The organism is Pseudomonadota bacterium, from assembly GCA_039028155.1.
GTDB lineage: Bacteria > Pseudomonadota > Alphaproteobacteria > SP197 > SP197 > JANQGO01.
Genome location: JBCCIS010000023.1, coordinates 1 through 17,074 on the forward strand (window position 1 = coordinate 1; position 17,074 = coordinate 17,074).

17 protein-coding genes are annotated in these 17,074 nt (G+C 63.9%); 7 read left to right on the forward strand and 10 right to left on the reverse strand.

All coding sequences use genetic code 11. The annotated features are described in order from the left end of the window. Positions 1 to 373: NYN domain-containing protein (locus tag AAF563_13485; GenBank protein MEM7122290.1), on the forward strand; the 373-nt coding region annotated here is incomplete at its 5' end. Continuing rightward, positions 370 to 1,002, forward strand: coding sequence for a uracil-DNA glycosylase (locus AAF563_13490; protein MEM7122291.1), 633 nt, complete (start codon positions 370 to 372; stop codon positions 1,000 to 1,002). The genes AAF563_13485 and AAF563_13490, both read left to right, overlap by 4 nt. A gap of 14 nt (positions 1,003 to 1,016) precedes the next feature. On the opposite strand, the gene smpB is transcribed toward AAF563_13490, so the two are convergent. Continuing rightward, complete coding sequence (smpB, locus tag AAF563_13495; GenBank protein ID MEM7122292.1) at positions 1,017 to 1,493, reverse strand: SsrA-binding protein SmpB; 477 nt, start codon at positions 1,491 to 1,493, stop codon at positions 1,017 to 1,019. A gap of 7 nt (positions 1,494 to 1,500) precedes the next feature. Further along, complete coding sequence (gene dapA / locus AAF563_13500; protein MEM7122293.1) at positions 1,501 to 2,376, reverse strand: 4-hydroxy-tetrahydrodipicolinate synthase; 876 nt, start codon at positions 2,374 to 2,376, stop codon at positions 1,501 to 1,503. Positions 2,377 to 2,604: 228 nt separating this feature from the next. Here dapA and AAF563_13505 point away from each other — a divergent pair, with 228 nt between their 5' ends. The 3 genes from AAF563_13505 (at position 2,605) to AAF563_13515 (ending at position 5,693) form a co-directional block, all read left to right on the forward strand. Further along, positions 2,605 to 3,588, forward strand: a complete 984-nt coding sequence (locus tag AAF563_13505) for a threonine/serine dehydratase (protein MEM7122294.1) — start codon at positions 2,605 to 2,607, stop codon at positions 3,586 to 3,588. Between the two features lie 2 nt (positions 3,589 to 3,590). Then, positions 3,591 to 4,631 (forward strand): sugar phosphate isomerase/epimerase, encoded by a 1,041-nt coding sequence (locus tag AAF563_13510; protein MEM7122295.1) that lies wholly within the window; start codon positions 3,591 to 3,593, stop codon positions 4,629 to 4,631. Positions 4,632 to 4,721: 90 nt separating this feature from the next. Continuing rightward, the gene (locus tag AAF563_13515) at positions 4,722 to 5,693 is read left to right on the forward strand and encodes an NAD-dependent epimerase/dehydratase family protein (GenBank protein MEM7122296.1); all 972 of its coding nucleotides are present in this window, start codon (positions 4,722 to 4,724) and stop codon (positions 5,691 to 5,693) included. Positions 5,694 to 5,719: 26 nt separating this feature from the next. On the opposite strand, the gene AAF563_13520 is transcribed toward AAF563_13515, so the two are convergent. Continuing rightward, entirely contained in the window at positions 5,720 to 6,520 is an 801-nt protein-coding gene (locus tag AAF563_13520; GenBank protein ID MEM7122297.1) for a YdcF family protein, read from the reverse strand. Between the two features lie 79 nt (positions 6,521 to 6,599). On the opposite strand from AAF563_13520, the gene AAF563_13525 reads away from it, so the two are divergent. Then, complete coding sequence (locus tag AAF563_13525) at positions 6,600 to 8,015, forward strand: mannose-1-phosphate guanylyltransferase/mannose-6-phosphate isomerase (GenBank protein ID MEM7122298.1); 1,416 nt, start codon at positions 6,600 to 6,602, stop codon at positions 8,013 to 8,015. Here the strand turns inward: AAF563_13525 and AAF563_13530 are convergent. Genes AAF563_13530 through AAF563_13560 form a run of 7 tightly spaced genes read right to left on the reverse strand, consistent with a single transcriptional unit; the run spans position 8,000 to position 15,992 of the window. Next, positions 8,000 to 8,812 carry an N-formylglutamate amidohydrolase gene (locus AAF563_13530; GenBank protein MEM7122299.1) on the reverse strand — a complete coding sequence of 271 codons (813 nt, stop codon included), beginning with the start codon at positions 8,810 to 8,812 and terminating at the stop codon, positions 8,000 to 8,002. The two genes, AAF563_13525 and AAF563_13530, sit on opposite strands and share 16 nt — an antisense overlap. 13 nt (positions 8,813 to 8,825) lie before the next feature. Continuing rightward, a complete protein-coding gene (locus AAF563_13535) occupies positions 8,826 to 10,145 on the reverse strand; it encodes an aspartate aminotransferase family protein (GenBank protein MEM7122300.1) in 1,320 nt (439 codons plus the stop codon). 11 nt (positions 10,146 to 10,156) lie between these two features. Then, the gene (locus AAF563_13540) at positions 10,157 to 11,332 is read right to left on the reverse strand and encodes an FAD-dependent oxidoreductase (protein MEM7122301.1); all 1,176 of its coding nucleotides are present in this window, start codon (positions 11,330 to 11,332) and stop codon (positions 10,157 to 10,159) included. Between the two features lie 10 nt (positions 11,333 to 11,342). Beyond that, positions 11,343 to 12,227, reverse strand: a complete 885-nt coding sequence (locus AAF563_13545; protein MEM7122302.1) for a branched-chain amino acid ABC transporter permease — start codon at positions 12,225 to 12,227, stop codon at positions 11,343 to 11,345. A 23-nt stretch (positions 12,228 to 12,250) separates the two neighbouring features. Next, the gene (locus tag AAF563_13550) at positions 12,251 to 12,976 is read right to left on the reverse strand and encodes an ABC transporter ATP-binding protein (protein MEM7122303.1); all 726 of its coding nucleotides are present in this window, start codon (positions 12,974 to 12,976) and stop codon (positions 12,251 to 12,253) included. After that, positions 12,973 to 14,145: an ABC transporter substrate-binding protein gene (locus AAF563_13555; GenBank protein MEM7122304.1), complete on the reverse strand. Its 1,173-nt coding sequence runs from the start codon at positions 14,143 to 14,145 to the stop codon at positions 12,973 to 12,975. Before AAF563_13555 ends, AAF563_13550 begins: the two co-directional genes overlap by 4 nt. Before the next feature lie 5 nt (positions 14,146 to 14,150). Next, entirely contained in the window at positions 14,151 to 15,992 is a 1,842-nt protein-coding gene (locus AAF563_13560) for a branched-chain amino acid ABC transporter ATP-binding protein/permease (GenBank protein MEM7122305.1), read from the reverse strand. Positions 15,993 to 16,166: 174 nt separating this feature from the next. Here AAF563_13560 and AAF563_13565 point away from each other — a divergent pair, with 174 nt between their 5' ends. Then, a complete protein-coding gene (locus AAF563_13565; protein ID MEM7122306.1) occupies positions 16,167 to 17,072 on the forward strand; it encodes a MurR/RpiR family transcriptional regulator in 906 nt (301 codons plus the stop codon). The last annotated feature ends 2 nt before the right edge of the window (positions 17,073 to 17,074 follow it).

A 17,074-nucleotide genomic window follows, 5' to 3' on the forward strand; every position in this document is an offset into this window, starting at 1 on the left:
CCGAGAGTTCACCGACGCCATGGGCCGCCGCAAGATCAAGGGCAACATGGATATCGAGTTGGCGATCGATATGCTGGAGATGGCCGAATTCATGGACCACGCGGTGTTGTTTTCCGGCGATGGCGACTTCCGGTCCCTGGTCGAGGCCGTACAACGCAAGGGAACGCGTGTCACCGTGGTCAGCAGCCTGAAAACCCAGCCGCCGATGGTGGCCGACGATCTACGGCGCCAAGCAGACAATTTCATCGATATCGCCGATATCGCCGACGTCATCGCCCGCAAGTATGTCGAACGGCCCGTCGCGCACACCGACGACGACTATGACGATTACGAGGACGATGACGACGAAGCGGTGGTCATCCGCACGTCGTGACGCGCTTCGCGCCGACCGACGATTGCGCGCTCTGTCCGCGCCTTGTCGATTTCCGGCACGATATCAACGCGCGCCATCCCGACTGGCATAACGCGCCGGTCCCCGCATTCGGCCCGAAAGACGCTGGTCTTCTGGTTGTCGGCCTCGCGCCGGGCCTCAAAGGCGCCAACCGGACCGGGCGACCGTTTACCGGCGATGGCGCCGGCGACCTGCTCTATGCGACGCTGATCAAGAGCGGATTTGCCAAGGGCGATTATCAAAAACGACCAGATGACGGCCTCCAATTGGTCAATTGCCGCATCACGAACGCCGTCAGGTGCGTGCCGCCCCAAAACAAGCCAATTGGCGGTGAGATCAGCGCCTGCAACGATTTTCTAACCCGCGAGATGGAGGCGATGCCGAAACTGCGCGTTATCCTGGCCTTGGGCGGGATCTCCCACAATGCGGTGTTGCGGGCGCTGGGCCACAAGCAGTCACGGTTTCGGTTTGGCCATGCCGCCGACCACGATCTCGGCGACGGCAAATCGCTCGTCGACAGCTACCACTGCTCGCGCCTCAACACGAACACCGGCCGTCTGACCCCGGCCATGTTCGAGGCTGTTTTCGCCCAGATCCAGCAGCGTCTTTGAATTCGACGGGCGGGTCAGCCGCGGTCGCGCAGCAGCCGCGCCTTTTGCCGCTGCCAGTCACGGTCACGGACCGCCTGGCGCTTGTCATACGTATGTTTACCGCGGGCTAGCGCCAAAGAGACCTTCGCGATGCCGCGCCGGTTGAAGTAGAGGCTCAAGGGAACCAGGGTCTGGCCGGACCTATTCGTGGCGCCGATCAGGCGGCTGATCTCGCGCCGGTGCAGCAAGAGCTTGCGCGACCGGTTGGGCTCATGGTTCGCCCGGCCGGCGGGGTCGTACTCAGGGATATGCATCCCTTCGAGCCAGATCTCGCCGTCCTTCTCGCGCGCGAACGCCTCGTTGATGGTCGCGCGGCCCTCCCGCAACGATTTGACCTCGGTGCCGGTCAGCTGGATACCGGCCTCGAACTCCTCATCCAAAAAGTAGTCACGGCGCGCCTTTCGGTTACGCGCCACGGTCTGGCCCGTCGGTTCGGCCTTCTTTTTGGCCATGATGCCGTTACGCGATCAACCCGAGGCCGCGCATGGCCTGGGCAACCCGCTCCTTGGTCGCCGCGCCCGGCTCGACCAGCGGCAAACGCACCGAACCGTCGCCGTATCCAAGGAGCGAGGCCGCAAACTTGACCGGCCCGGGGCTGGTTTCGGCGAACAACGCCTCATGCAGCGGCATCAAACGGTCCTGCAAGTCGAGGGCGGTGGCGTGGTCGCCGCCCTGCCAAGCCTTGTGCATGGACGAACACAGCGCCGGCGCCACGTTTGCGGTGACCGAGATGCAGCCATGGCCGCCCATGCCTAGCAGGCCCAGAACGGCGGCGTCCTCACCGGACATCTGGCAGAAGTCCGGACCGATGCGCGCGCGCTGCTTGGCGGCCCGATCGGCAGCAGCCGTCGCCTCCTTGCAGCCGACGACATTCGGCAGCGCGGCGATCCGCGCCATGGTTTCGACCGAGATGTCGACCCCGGTGCGCGGCGGGATGTTGTAAACGACAATCGGGATGTCGACGGCGTCGTTGACTGCCTTGAAGTGCTGGTAGAAACCTTCCTGGGTCGGCTTGTTGTAGTAGCCGGTGACGATCAGGACGGCGTCGGCGCCCGACTCCTTGGCGCTTTGAGTCAGCTCAATACATTCCGAGGTCGAGTTCGAACCCGTGCCGGCAATGACCGGGACACGGCCACCGGCCGCCTCAACGCACCACTTGACGACCCGCTTGTCTTCATCGTGCGACAAGGTTGGCGACTCACCAGTGGTGCCCATCGGCACCAGGCCATTGGTCCCCTGCTCGATCTGCCAGTTGATGAATTCCTGATACCCTTTCTCGTCCACCTGCCCGTTCCGGAACAACGTGACGAGGGCAACAAAGGACCCCTTGAACATCGCACTCTCCATGGGCTGATGATTGTGAAAGGCCAGAATCGGCGCACCATAATGCCAGGTTGCGTCGTGCTGCAAGCAAGGCTCGCCAAGTTCATAAGCCTCGGTTAGCTTCGCGCCGATCGTCAAGAAGGGCAAACCATGGGTCCGATACCGATCGAAGGCGCGTTGTTTCGCGTGCGTTCCGCGGTCGAATGCGCCCCAGGAGCCGCTTCCACGTCTGGAGACACCATGAAGGAACCCGGTTTCAGCGACATCGCGGCCGCCGCCGAACGGCTTCGCGGACACGCCGTTCGGACGCCACTTCTGGAAGCCCCGCTGCTTAACGAACAACTCGGCGGCCGCGTCTTGGTCAAGGCCGAGAACCTGCAGCTGACAGGGTCGTTCAAGTTCAGGGGCGCGTTCAACACGATCAGCCAGCTCGATGCCGCGGCCAGGCAGCGCGGGATCGTCGCCTATTCGTCGGGCAACCACGCCCAGGGCGTCGCCGCGGCCGCACGGTTTCTTGAAACGCCAGCCGTGATCGTAATGCCGGAAGACGCGCCGGCGGTAAAACTCGACAACACCCGCGCCTGGGGCGCGGAGATCGTTACCTATCCGCGCCATGGCGCCGACCGCGAGACCATCGCCCTCGACATCGCGCGGGAACAGGGCAGAACCGTCATACCGCCCTATGACGACCCCCACATCGTTGCCGGGCAAGGTACCGTGGGCCTGGAAATCGCCGAACAGGCCGGCGAACACGGCGTGAACCTCGATCACGTCGTCGTCTGTTGCGGCGGCGGCGGCCTGACCGCTGGGAGCGCTATCGCCCTAAGCGAGCGCATGCCGGGCGCGACCATTCATACCGCCGAACCGGAAGGCTGGGACGACACCAAACGCTCATTGGAGGCTGGTGCCCGCCAGCGCGTGGAAACGGTCACCCCATCGCTGTGTGATGCCCTGCTCGCCGCGACACCCGGTGAATTGACCTTCGCCATCAACAACCGCCTGGTGACGAGTGGTTTCGCGGTCAGCGAGGACGATGTGGGCAGGGCCATGGCGCTGGCCCACCGCTATCTGAAGATTGTCCTGGAACCCGGCGGCGCGGCTGCACTGGCGGCGGTCACCAGCGGCAAGCTCGATCTGGCCGGCAAGTCTGTCGCCGTGGTCGCATCCGGCGGCAATGTCGACCACACTGTCTTCTCAGACATGTTGTCGCGCTACGGGGCCTGATCATGCCGCCATCCGATACCGCCCAGACGGTCCGCATCGGCCTGCACACCTTCAGCTTTGAACAGCACTTCCTGCATCAGCCCGGTTTCGATGCATTCGCCTTCATCGACCGGGCGGTCGAGCTTGGGGTCGCCGGCGTTCACATCAGCATGAATGGCCAGAACTTCCGCTGTGCCGGCGGCACCGATCCCGGCCGCCTTCAGGCCATCGGCGAGGCGGCCGGCGATGCCGGTTTTTTTGTCGAGACGGATACCTCCGGCACCGATCCCGATCATCTGGCGACCATGGCAAAAGCGGCTCAACAGATCGGCGCCGACAAGCTGAGGACCTACACCCGTCATACCGGGACAACCGCGGATATCATGGCCAGGACCGTTGCCGACCTGAAAGCGGCGGGCCCACGGGTCGCCGATCAAGGCATCATGTTGCTGCTGGAAAACCACGAAGAGTTCACCGGCGCCGAGGTCGGCCAGATCCTGGAAGCCGTCGATCATCGGGCCGTCCAAGCGCTCTACGACTTCGGCAACTCCATGAATGTTGTCGAGGACCCGGTCGACGCGGCGACAGCGATGGCACCGTGGGTGCATTCGGTCCACCTTAAGGACCATGTCCTGGCCAAGGTCGATGACGGCTATCGGATTGTCGGGGTGGCGTGCGGCACCGGCAATGTCGATATCGCGGGCATCCTCGGCCATTTGCTTGAACACGCGCCGCTGACCCGCGTCTGTGTCGAAAGCTCCTATGGCTACACCTCGGCGCTGGAGCGCAATCTCGATGCGCTGCCAACCGCGATCGCGGAACGCACCGTCTTCACACCGGTCGAGCCCCCCTTCGATCCCGCCCATATCCTTCTCGATGCATCGGCGCTTCGCATCGCCGACCCGGCCAGCCTCTTCAACTATGAAGCGGCGGCCACGACCCGCGGGGTCGGTCATACACGCGACATCTTGCGTTCCCTGGGGTTCCAGCCGGTTCTCAACAGCCGTGGCGGGGTGTACCAGCGCGGCGCCGACAGCCTTGCGTTCGACGAACGTCACCGTTAGACAGCACCAAGAGCGCTTGTCCGCCTGTTCCCCGCCCCGTGTGGACGACATTGTGGGCGATGACCGGACACAATCGACGGGAAAGACCACATGAGTGTCCTCGTGACCGGCGCCGCCGGTTTCATCGGCTCCCACGTGTCGCGCGCGCTGCTTGCGCGCGGTGATGAGGTGGTCGGCATCGACAACCTCAACACCTATTACGACGTGAACCTCAAAGAGGCGCGGCTCGCGACATTGACCGATCAGCGCGGGTTCACGTTCGAACGTCTCGACATCGCCGACAAAGACGCGGTTTCAAGCCTAGCCAACAAGCACCCGGCCATCGATCGGATCATCCATCTGGCCGCACAGGCCGGCGTGCGCCATTCCCTCGATCATCCGCACGACTATACGAGCGCGAATGTGGAAGGCCATCTCAACATGCTCGAGCTGGCGCGCCACATCGACGGCATGAAACACATGGTCTACGCCAGCTCGTCGTCGGTCTATGGCGGCAACACCGATATCCCCTTTTCGGTCGACGACCGGGTCGACAACCCGGTCTCGCTCTATGCCGCGACCAAGCGCGCCGGCGAATTGATGGCGCGCTGCTACAGCCACCTCTACTGCATTCCGGCGACCGGGCTGCGCTTCTTCACGGTCTACGGTCCCTGGGGCCGGCCCGACATGTCGGCCTATATCTTTACCAAGGCGATTTCAGAGCACCGCCCGATCCGGGTTTTCAACAACGGCGACATGATGCGCGACTTCACCTATATCGATGACATCGTCGCCGGCGTCCTGGCGAGCCTCGACAACGTCCCCGACGATTCACCGCCACACCGCATCTACAATCTCGGCAACCACAAGAGCGAGCCGTTGATGCGTTTCATCAACGTCATTGAGCAGTCCTTGCAGCTCAAGGCCGAACTCATCATGGAGCCGATGCAGCCCGGCGATGTCAAAGAGACCTATGCCGACATCGAGGCGAGCCGGAACGACCTGGGCTTCGAGCCCGCCACCACCATCGACGACGGCATACCGCGCTTTGTCGACTGGTACCGCGCGTATCACGACGTCTAGCCGGGCAACGTCTAGCCGGGCGACGTCTAGCTGGGCGCCTCCTCTGGCGCGGCGGGCCAGGGATCGTCGATTCTGCCAAGCGCCCAATAGGCGATGAGGCCGACATACTCCCGCAGCGCGGTGTCCAGACTTCGCAGATGGCCGGATAACGACAACCCGATGCGCCAGTCGGCTGCTCGTGGCGTCTGGTAGTCGACCGGAAAAGCGATGACATCCCAGCCGGCCTTACGGAACGAGGCGACCGAGCGGGTCATGTGCGAGGCCGAGGTCACCATAAGCCAGATTTGGTCCGGTTCCGGCTGGACGAGGTCATACAACAGGACGGCGTTCTCATGCGTGTTCCGCGCGCCCTCTTCGAAGCGGATGCGCTCCATGTCTGCCCCCATCATCTCGAAGAAGGCGCGCGCGACATCGGCTTCGGTCATACCCGGCACGCCCAGACCGCCGGTGAAATAGACGTCGGCGTCGGGATAACGCGCCATAAGGCCCACACCTTCGATCATGCGCTCGGCCGCACCGTTGACCGTAACCGCGCCTCGGTCGACGGTCAGCCGCGCATCCTGGCCACCGCCCAGCACGATGATGCCGGTGATCTGCTCAGGCATGGGATCAGGTCGCGGAAAACGGTTCTCCAGCGGCGCCAGCAACCAGGCGCCGATCGGCAACACAAGGATAAGGACCAGCAGCACCGTCGCCACGCCCATCACCCATGTGCCTAGTCGCCGAGAACGCCGCCCAAGGGTCAGAAGAAGGCCCAGGGCCAGGAGCAGGACCAGAACATTGCCGGGATGGACCAGGCCGTGAGTGATCTGGGAAAGCGTGAACATGGTCACCTTTTGCGGCCTGTCCTGCGTCCTTGTAAAGTCCGCGCCCTGTCAGCATGAACACAAGGAGACTGTCGCCAGCATGGGCAACGCCCCCCTCATCACACCCGTGATCCTCTCCGGCGGCGCGGGAACGCGCCTTTGGCCGGCCTCGCGGCGCTCCATGCCCAAGCAGTTTCTGCCCTTGGTCGGCGAGCTCAGTCTGATCCAGGAGACGGTCCTGCGCGTCGCCGAAGACCCGCGTTTCGCCAATCCGATCGTCATCGCCAACGACCAGCACCGCTTCCTGGTCGCCGAACAATTGCGCGAAGTCGGTGTCGAGCCCGGCGCCATCGTGCTGGAGCCCGTCGCGCGCAACACCGCACCGGCAATCGCCGCGGCCGCCCTTCTGGCGCCGGACAAGACGCTGCTCATCATGTCGTCGGACCACGCCATCCAGCCCGCCGAAGGGTTTCGCCATTCGATCATGCGCGCCCTGCCCGCCGCCGAAGACGGTTATCTCGTCACCTTCGGCGCCGTGCCGGATCGCGCCGAAACCGGCTATGGCTACATCAAGGCGGCCGACAACCCCGTCGCGGAAGGCGTCCAGGCGGTCGCGACGTTCAAGGAAAAGCCCGATCAAAAGACGGCCGAGCGTTATCTGGCAGAAGGCGGATACACCTGGAACTGCGGGATCTTCCTGTTCGCGGCCAAGACCTATCTGGATGAACTGGAGGCGTTCGACGCCGAGACGGTTGCCGCGTGCCGGCAGGCCCATGACAAGGCGGTCAGGGACCTCGACTTCATTCGCCTGGATGCGACGAGCTTTGCTGAGGCATCCGATATCTCAATCGACTATGCGGTCATGGAACGCACCAGAAGGGCCGCGACCACGACCCTTGACTGCGCGTGGAGCGATGTCGGCTCCTGGGGTGAGTTATGGCGCCGATCCGCTGGGTCAAAGACCGACAATGTCGAGCGCGGCAATACGCTCACCATTGGCGTTGAGGGCAGTTTGATCGACTCCTCCGGCCCGCTGGTCGCCGCGCTCGGCCTCAAAGACATGGTCGTGGTCGCGACCAAAGACGCCGTACTCGTCGCCCCGCGCAACCGGCTGAACGAGATCAAGCAGATCGTTGCCGAACTAGAGAACCGTGGCCGCAACGAACAGATCGATCCCGCCAAGGTCTATCGGCCCTGGGGCTACTATGAGAGCATCGATGCCGGCGACGGGTTTCAGGTCAAACACATCATGGTCAAACCCGGCGGTCGGCTCTCGCTGCAACGCCATGCTCATCGCTCGGAGCACTGGACCGTGGTCAGCGGCACGGCACGCATCACGGTCGGCGACGATGTCCGCGACCTCGGTCCCAACCAGTCGACCTATGTCCCGCTGGGCGCCATCCACCGGCTCGAAAACCTGGGCGATGAGCCCATGCGTCTGATCGAAATCCAGTGCGGTGGGTATCTTGGCGAAGACGACATCGAACGCCTGGACGACATCTATCGGCGCGGCTGAACGTCGCCTTCCAGCGGCCAGTGATGCTCGAGGCCGCGGGCCGCTTTTGACGCCAACGGCTCGGCCATGGCGTCATAGAGAAGGTCAGCGTAGCGCAGCGCTGCCTCAGCATCGCCGACGAGATCCTGGCGCACTTCCAGCTGGATATGGGGCAGGCCGCGCCGCATCGCATGCTCGGGCACGGTATAGTCCTCGCCCAGATCAAGCCCATAGGGGTCGTTGTCGCCGACAACCAACCCGTCAACCGCCTCCAGGTTCCGTATGAACGATAGGGCGAGGCGTTCGTCTCGGTCCCAACAGACTGTCACCTCCTGGGGACGCAGCTCTTTGCCTCGCATCCGGTCTGTCATGGTGTGGACGGATACCACGGTCAGCACTTTTCCAGCACCCATGGCGGCTTCGATCCGCCGATCGATTTCGCCGTGATAAGGCCGGTAAAAGGCATCCGCGCGCTCTTGCTTCGCCGCGGCGGAAAGCGCGGCGTTGCCGGGGACCGTCACACGGTCGCTCACCTCGACGAAGGCGGCGGGGTCATCCAGGTAGCGGTTGCAGTCGACGACCAGTCGCGAGAATCCGGCCAGCACCGCCGGCGCGTCCAGACGTTCGGCTAGCCGCCGCGTCATTGCCGCCGCACCGATGTCCCACGCGATATGCTCGCGCAGATGACGCTCATCCAGCCCGAGATCGCCCAATCGCTCTGGTATGACGTCGGAGGCGTGATCGCACACCACCAGACAGTCGGCCACACCGCCGCCGTTGACCACCTCGAAGGGCGGGCCATCGTTTTCCGTCAGCATCGGGTGGGCCACGTCACCAACCCGCGAACGCAGCGACATCGGCATCGGAGACCCGGCCCTGCTCGACATCGTCGATCGCATGGCCGAGAACCTCAACGGCGTGATCCGCCTCGCTCTCGCTCAAGGTCAGCGGCGGCGTCAGCTCCGGCACGTTCGAATACATGCCGACATAGGTGCAGACGATGCCGAGTTGATAGGCACGGAAGACCACTTTGGCGGCGGCCTTGGTCGCCGGGGCGCGGGTTTCGCGGTCTTCGACCAGCTCAAACCCGATTGCAAGCCCTCTGCCGCGAACCTCGCCCAGCAAGGGGTGCTTGGCCTGCATGGCTTTCAGGCTCGTCATGATCTGCTCGCCCCGCGCCGCGGCATTGGCGATCAGGCCCTCGTCCTCGATGGTTTTCAGAACCGCGCGCCCGACGGACGTGCAAACCGCGTTGCCGGTTGTTGTGATCAGCGCGAAGGCGGGCTGGAAATCCATGATCTCCGCAGGCGCGACGATGGCCGAGATCGGCACGCCGCTGCCCAGCCCTTTGCCGAAGGTGACGACATCCGGCTCGATCCCCTCGCACTCGAAGCAATGCCAGCGGCCCGGGCGGCCCAGGCCCACCTTCACCTCATCGCTGACAAGCAGAATGCCGTGGCGGCGGCAACGCTCTTGCAGCGCCTTCATGAAACCCGGCGGCGGCACGATCATGCCGCCGTCGGACTGCAGCGGCTCGATAAAACAGGCGCCGATATCGTTCGGCGGCGCGCCGCATTCCAAGACGAAGTCGAGATAGTCGAGCACCGCCTTCGCGGCGTCATCACCGGAAAGCGGCCGATAGGGATTGGGGTAAGGTATCTGGACCAGCCCGGCGCGCGGCAGACTGTGGCTCTGTGAGGGATGGCTCGACACTGACATCGAGCCCGATACACCACCGTGATACGCGCCGTAGAACGACAGAAATCGCCGGCGCCCGGTAGCCGCGCTGATCGCGCGCATGGCCGTGTCGTTGGCGTCCGAGCCGCTGTGGCCGAACCACACCCGTCGTTCACCTTGCCCCGGGGTGATCGCCAGGAGTTCTTCAGCCAAGCTGACGGCCATTTCCGAGGCGCCGAACATGTCGGACGCACCGGCGGCCTCGGTAAAACCGCGCTGGGCCGCCTCAATCACTGCCGGGTGGCCATAGCCGAGCAGCGCCGCGCCGGCGGACGCCGCCATGTCGAGCAACTCGCGCCCATCCTCCTCGATCAGATAGTTGCCGCGCGCGTGTTTGATGGTCAGCGGAAAGCACCTCAGCTTTCCGATCGCGCCGAGCGCGCGGGCGTCACGTTCCAGGAGCGAGTTCGCCACGACCGCCTCCATCAGTTGAACCGTTCCAGGCTGAACGGCGCCAACAGATCCGAAGCGCCCGTCGTCGCAAGACGAACCGCCTCCTCGCCGATTGCAGGCCCAAGCTTGAAACCGTGGCCACTGGAGCCCGCTACCACGATTAAACCGTCGATGCCGGGCACATGATCAACGACCGGCAGATCGTCGGGGCTCATGTCGTAGAGGCAAGCGTAGCCTGGCTTGATGCCGAACTCGGCCAATGCCGGCAAGCGCGGCAGAGCCTGCTCGACGATCCACACCGACTCATCCTGGGACGATCCATTGTCGAAATTGTTTGGATCGTCGTGGCTGTCGGGCCGCTCGGCCTCATCGTTACGCACGCCGGTGCCGCCACCCGCCCAGGTACCGATCAGTATGCTGTGGTCCCGTTCAGGCCGGGCGTAGTGGGCGTTGATGTCGTCGCACCAGGCAAACGGCAGGATATCCAAGGTCGCGGACCCGCTGTCTAACACCGCCATGGCGTGCCGTTCGATGTGAACAGGCAGCGCGGCGCCCGTCTGAGCCTCGATGAACGGACCGGTCCACGGACCCATGGCGCAGATGACCGTATCGACGGCGAGCCGATCGCCGTTATCCAGCGACAGCCCGGTCACCTTGCCGCCGGCGATCTCAAGGTCGTGGACGCGCGCCTGCTGCTTGACCTCGACACCCGCCGCTTTGGCCGCGGACGCGAAGGCGTTTGTCGCGTCATAAGGGTCGGCATAGCCGTAATCTTCTTCCCACAAAGCCAGGACGATCTGGTCCATGGCAAAACCTGGCGCCATCGGGGCCATGTCGTCCGGCGACAAGAGCTCGATGCCGCCGCCTTCCCCATCGCGGATGCGGATCGCCGACTCACGCCAGACCGTTTCGTTGTTGGCGCCGCAGGCCCACAACATCCCGACCTCGTGAAACACTGGATGCGGGTGATTGGTGATCTCTGGAACCGCCTTGAGCAGGTCGCAGCCGCGCCGCGCCAGCAGCGACAGTTCAGGTTCGGTATAGAAGAGATGGCAAACCGCAGACGACGTGCCGGTCGGTCCGCTTGCCGGGTGATCCCTCTCGATCAGCACCGCGTCAACACCTTGCTGAGATAGGGCAAACGCTGCCGAAGCGCCAGCGATACCGGCACCGATGACAGCAACATCTTTTTTCTGCACGGCAGACATGGCGGGCCCCCTAGCGAATGGCTTCCTTGCGGCCCAGGAGGCCTTCCGGGCGGATCAGCAACAGGATGATCACGAGCGACAGCGCGATGGATTCGCGGAACGGCAAGAGTTCCTCGGGCAAGAATGCGCGCAGGCCGACCTCGATGATGCCCAGCACGAGGCCGCCGACAACGGCGCCCGAGAGGCTGCCCAGGCCGCCCAGGACGACAGCGATAAAGGCTTTCAAGACCGGCAGAAAGCCCATCAGCGGATCGACCGAGCCGCGCTGTGCCAACCACAGGACACCGGCGACGCCGGCGAGCAGGCCGGATATGGCGAACGCCGTCGAGATGACTGCGTTGGCGTTGATGCCCATCAGCCGGGTGGTGGGAAAGTCCAGCGAGGCCGCGCGCATGGCGATGCCCAGCATCGAGCGGCGCAAGAACATGGTGAGCGCGAACAGCAAGAGCGCCGTCGCGCAGATCGAGATTGCCTGGATTGCGCCGATGTCGAAGCCCAGGATATCGATGGCGCCAGCGAACATGCTGGGAATTGGGATCGGCCGGGGCCGCGCCGAGATCAAGTTCTGGAACAGCATGTGAAGGATGGTGCTGACGGCGAAGCTGGTCAGCAGCATGGTCGCCGTACTGGCGTCGCGCACCGGCCTGAACGCGATGCGCTCCATCAAGACCGCGGCGAATACCGCCGCCAGAATCCCGACGATGACCGCGACGGGAAACGGCAGGCCCGCGACGATGCAGAAGAACATGCCATAGCCGGTAATGGTCATCAGATCGCCATGGGCGAAGTTGATCAGCCCGAGGACGCTGAAAACCATGGCAAGTCCCAGCGCCAGCAACGCATAGGTGCCGCCGAGCGACAATGCGTTGACCGTCTGCTGTACCAGAATATCCATGGCGCCCCGCCTCGCCGCCCGGCCTAGGCCACGCCCATATAGGCGCGCTCAACGCCGGCCGACTGCCGCAGCTCCTCGGCCGCACCCGACATCACGATGGCGCCGGATGCCATGACGTAGCCGCGATTGGCGATTTCGAGCGCCAGATCGACGTTCTGCTCGACCAGAAGGATGGTGAGACCTCGGTCACGAAGCCCCGCAATCAGCTCGAAGATCGTGTCGACGATCTGGGGCGCCAATCCTAAAGAGGGTTCGTCCAACAAAAGTATGCGCGGTTTCGACATCAACGAACGCGCGATCGCCAGCATCTGCTGTTCACCACCGGAGAGCGTTCCGGCGACCTGATCGCGGCGCTCGGCCAAGACTGGGAACAGGTTCATCATCTCGTCTCGGGTCGCGCTGATCTCGCCGCGGTCGCGCCTTGATGCCGCGCCAAGCGACAGGTTCTCCTGGACCGTCAGATTGGCGAACACATGCCGACCTTCCGGCGTCAGGGTCATGCCCCGGCGCACGATGCGTTCCGGTGCTTCGCCCGTGACATTGCGGTCCTCCAACACGACCGAACCGGCCGCGACGGGCACCAGTCCCATGATAGCGCTCAGGGTCGAGCTCTTCCCGGCGCCGTTGGCGCCGAGAAGAGTCGTTATGCCACCGTCGTCGACGGCGAGGCTCACGCCCCGCACAGCTTCAATAGCGCCGTAGCGGACCGTGAGCCCCTCAACCGTCAGTACGTGGTCCCGTTCGCTCACGGAGCGGGGATCTGCGAGGGATCGGGCGAATAGTCACCGACATGCTCGCGCAGACCGTCGCTGACACGGTTCAAGGCGACGACGCGAACCGGCACACGCTCCTGACCCTTGTAGGTCATGGTCCCGGTCGCGACCTGGACATCCTCAAGGTTGTCCCAGGCATCGCGGATGGCGGCGCCATCGGTCGAGCCGGCCTGCTCCACGGCCGCGGCGACGACCTTGATGATGTCGTAACCGGTCGCCGTGAAGATGGTGTCGTTCGGCTCGCCGTACTTCGCCTCGTAAGCCGTCTCATAGGCCTCCAAGGAGCTTCCCGGCGACGGGAAACCGGCATTGGAGAAGACGACACCTTCCGAGACGTCACCAAGCGAGAACGTGGTTGGTGAATCGATACCGTCGGACCCCAGCACCGGCGTATCGATGCCGGCAGCGCGGAGTTGCTTGATGAACGCCGGGAAATCAGGCTCATACGCCGATGTCATGATGACATCGGGTTGCGGGTCGAGACCGGTGATGTTGGTGACCTCGGCCGAAAAGTCCTGCTGACCCATGGTGTACTCGCCGGTCATCACGACGTTGCCACCCATATTGCCGAACGCCTCGGAGAAGTACTCAGGCAGCTTTTCGGTATAAGGCGTGTCGCGCGACAGCAGAACGTAGGCGTTATTGTAGCCCTGCTCCCGGGCGTACTCGGCCAGCACGGCCGCCTGCAGGTTATCGGCGGTGTAGTTGCTGAACATGTAGGGTCCAACAGCCGCCGGCAGAGTCGGCGTCGACGCACAGGAACTGACGGCCGGGATCTCGGCCGCCTGTGCAACAACGCCCGAAGCGACGGCAGGATCGACGTCACAACTGACAATCATGACGTGGACGCCCTCGTCGACCAGCTCTTGGGCGGCCACCTGGGCTTGAGCCGTATCGGAGCGGGTGTCCTTGACGATCAGTTCGATCGGCATGTTGCCGCCGATACCACCGGCCGCATTGATCTCCTCGATCGCCAACTGCACGCCTTTCAGGGATGACTGATCGTATGGCGCCAAATAGCCGGTGTGGCCACCGGCATAGCCGATGATCAGCGTGTCCTGTGCCACCGCCGGACCGGCCATGACCCCGGCGCCGACCAGCACCGCCGACATGGCGGTTGTCTTCAACCAACGGGATATCGTCATTATCCTTACCTCCCTTGTGGTGCAGGCGCGGCTTGGGACGCCGCCCTGCGTTTGCCAAGATATGCCTCGATCACGTCGGGATTGGCCTGAACCTCTCCCGGTGCGCCCTCGGCAATGACCTGTCCCTTGTTCAAGACGACCACGCGGTCGCATAAACGCATGATCAGGCGCAGGTCGTGATCGACGACCAGCAGGCCCAGACCGCGGCTGTCACGCAACCGGCCCAGGATTTCCAGCAGTTCGTCGGATTCGGTTTCGTTCATGCCCGCCGCCGGCTCGTCGAGCAGCAGGTAGCGCGGCGCAAGCGCGAGCGCGCGGGCGATCTCCAATCGCCGCTGCAGGCCGTACGCCAAGGTGCCGGCGCGGCGGTCGGCATAGTCGGCGATACCAAGTTCGCTCAACAAAGCCAGCGAGCGCGCCGCCATCTCGCCAGGCGGCAAGCGCGTGCCGCTCGCCGCCAACGCCACCTTGACGTTGTCAAGGACGGTCAGATGAATGAACAGGCGGACATTCTGGAAGGTGCGGCCGACATGACGTCGCGCGATCTTGTGCGCCGGCAGGTCCGAGATGTCGTCACCGTCCAGCACTATCCGTCCATCGGTCAACTCCAAGGCCCCGGAGATCGTGCCCAGCAGCGTTGTCTTGCCCGACCCGTTGGGCCCGATAAGCCCGAGGATCTCGCCCGGGCGGAGCACGAGGCTTGCCCCATCAACGGCGCGCAATCCGCCGAACGCCTTGACCACCTTCTCGACGGCAAGGCTGCCGTCAGGCGCGATCTTCGCCGTGGCAGGCGGTGCCGACAATGCGGCTTCAGAGCTAGTGGACCGCCTCCGCCAACGCCCCACGAGTTCATCGACTTCCCAGAACCCAAAGAGGCCTTCTCGACGCCAGAACAGGATCGCCAGGATGGCGAGGCTGAGGCCGATATCCGTCAGCCCAAACACCGTGGGTTCGCCGAAATAGTCGGCATTCAGGCGGTCCTCGGCAGAGCGCAGAAGTTCGATCATGACCGTGACGGCGATCGCGCCAATCACGGCCCCGGACACACTCGTCATACCGCCGACGATCAGCATGACGAGGATCGCGAACGTGATCTGGAAATAGAACTCCTTGGGCGAATAGACGCCCAGGTAATGGGCCAGCAAAACCCCGGCCAGCGCGGCGACGCCGCCGCTTACCGTCCAGGCCAAGAGGCGCCTGCCAGGCGCGTTGACGCCAATGGCGCGCGCGGCCGGTTCGTCTTCGCGGACGGCGCGCAATTCCAGTCCGGCAAGCGAATCCCGGAAGAACCGCGCGATCACGATCGCCAGCACGGCAAAGATCAACGCCATCGGAATATTGATCTCAATCGGCACGCCGATCAGCGCCTGACTGCCGCGCGTGAAATCGCGAGCGCCGACAACGACGCCGTAGATGATGATCAGCAGCCCCAACGTCGCGATCGCCGCTGACGGGCCACCTAGACGCGCGATGGGCACGCCGATCAGAAAGGCGATCACCGTCACGATGGCGATTGCGATCAAGCCGGCGGCAAGAAAGCTCATTTCCGTCTGGGCGAGCCACAGCGGCAGATCGGGGAGAAAGATCGCCTTCTGCGCCGCCGGGATGGTCAGAACGCCCGTGATATGCGCCGCCAGCCCCATGAACGCAGCGTGACCAAAACTCAGAATGCCGGAGTTACCGGTGAAGATGCTGAACGCGAGGACCGCGACGGTCATCACCAGGTAGTGCGTGACCGTGCCCTGCATGGCGGCGCCAACGGTCTGCCAGGCAAGCAGCGTGACGATGACGATGGGGATGATGAGAATCAGGCTGCCGGAGATCGTGCCTTGCGGCAGCAGCCGCATCACGCCTCCACTCGGCCCCGCTGATGACCCGTTGCCGGCAGCCGGTTGCCCCACCCCTTTGCCCCCGCCTTGTTAACGGTTGGTTATGGAACAACGATAGGGACCTGCCGTTTAGGCCGTCAAGCGCGATGTTACATGATTGACCAGCCTGAACGGTTTTGTAATGCTTGTTACATGGCCTCCACAGCGGACAAAGACGCCGATCGCACGACGCTGGGTGAGATGATTCACCAGCGTTCAGCCGAACTGACACCGTCCGAACGCAAGGTCGCGCGCGCACTGTTCGCCACCAACATGATGGCCGGTTTCGACACCGTTGCCGAACTGGCCCAGCGCACCCAGGTCAGCGGTCCAACCGTCGTGCGCTTTGCCACCAAGCTCGGCTTCGCCGGCTATCCGGAGTTCCAGAAGGCGCTGCGCCAGGATCTTGCCGCGCGTATTGATTCACCGCTTCGCATGTACAAGCGTCGGCGGTCGGACACCAAACCAAAGGACGTTGTCGAACAGGCCCATCAGACCTTCGTACGGGCGCTCGACGCGACCTTTGCCAACCTGCCGCGCGCCGAGATCGAGGCGGTTGTGGAGCTGTTGGCCGATCAGCGCCGCCCGATCTGGACGACCGGCGGGCGTTCGTCTCAGACCTGCGCGACTGCGCTTTTCTCCGATCTCTTCCAGTTTCGGCCGAACTGCCGGACTATCGCGCCGGAAGGTGGGCAGCGTAACGACAGCCTGCTCGACATGGGCCGACGCGACGTCCTGATCGTCTTCGACCTGCGCCGATATCAGAAGGATACGGTGGAGTTCGCCCATCGAGCCTCCAAGCGTGGCGTGACGATCGTCCTGGTCACCGATCCCTGGCTGTCACCGATTGCCGATTTCGCCGATCATGTGCTGACGGCGAGCGTCGAGGCGCCGTCACCCTATGACTCTCTGGTCTCGTCCCTGGCCGTTGCTGAAACATTGCTGGCCGCGCTGGTCGCGCGCATGGGAACATCGATCAAGCAACGCATCGAGGTGCTCGAGGAGCTGCGCTCCGGGTCGACCTGGAGCGAACAGGAAGACGACGGGGGACAGAGCTAGGT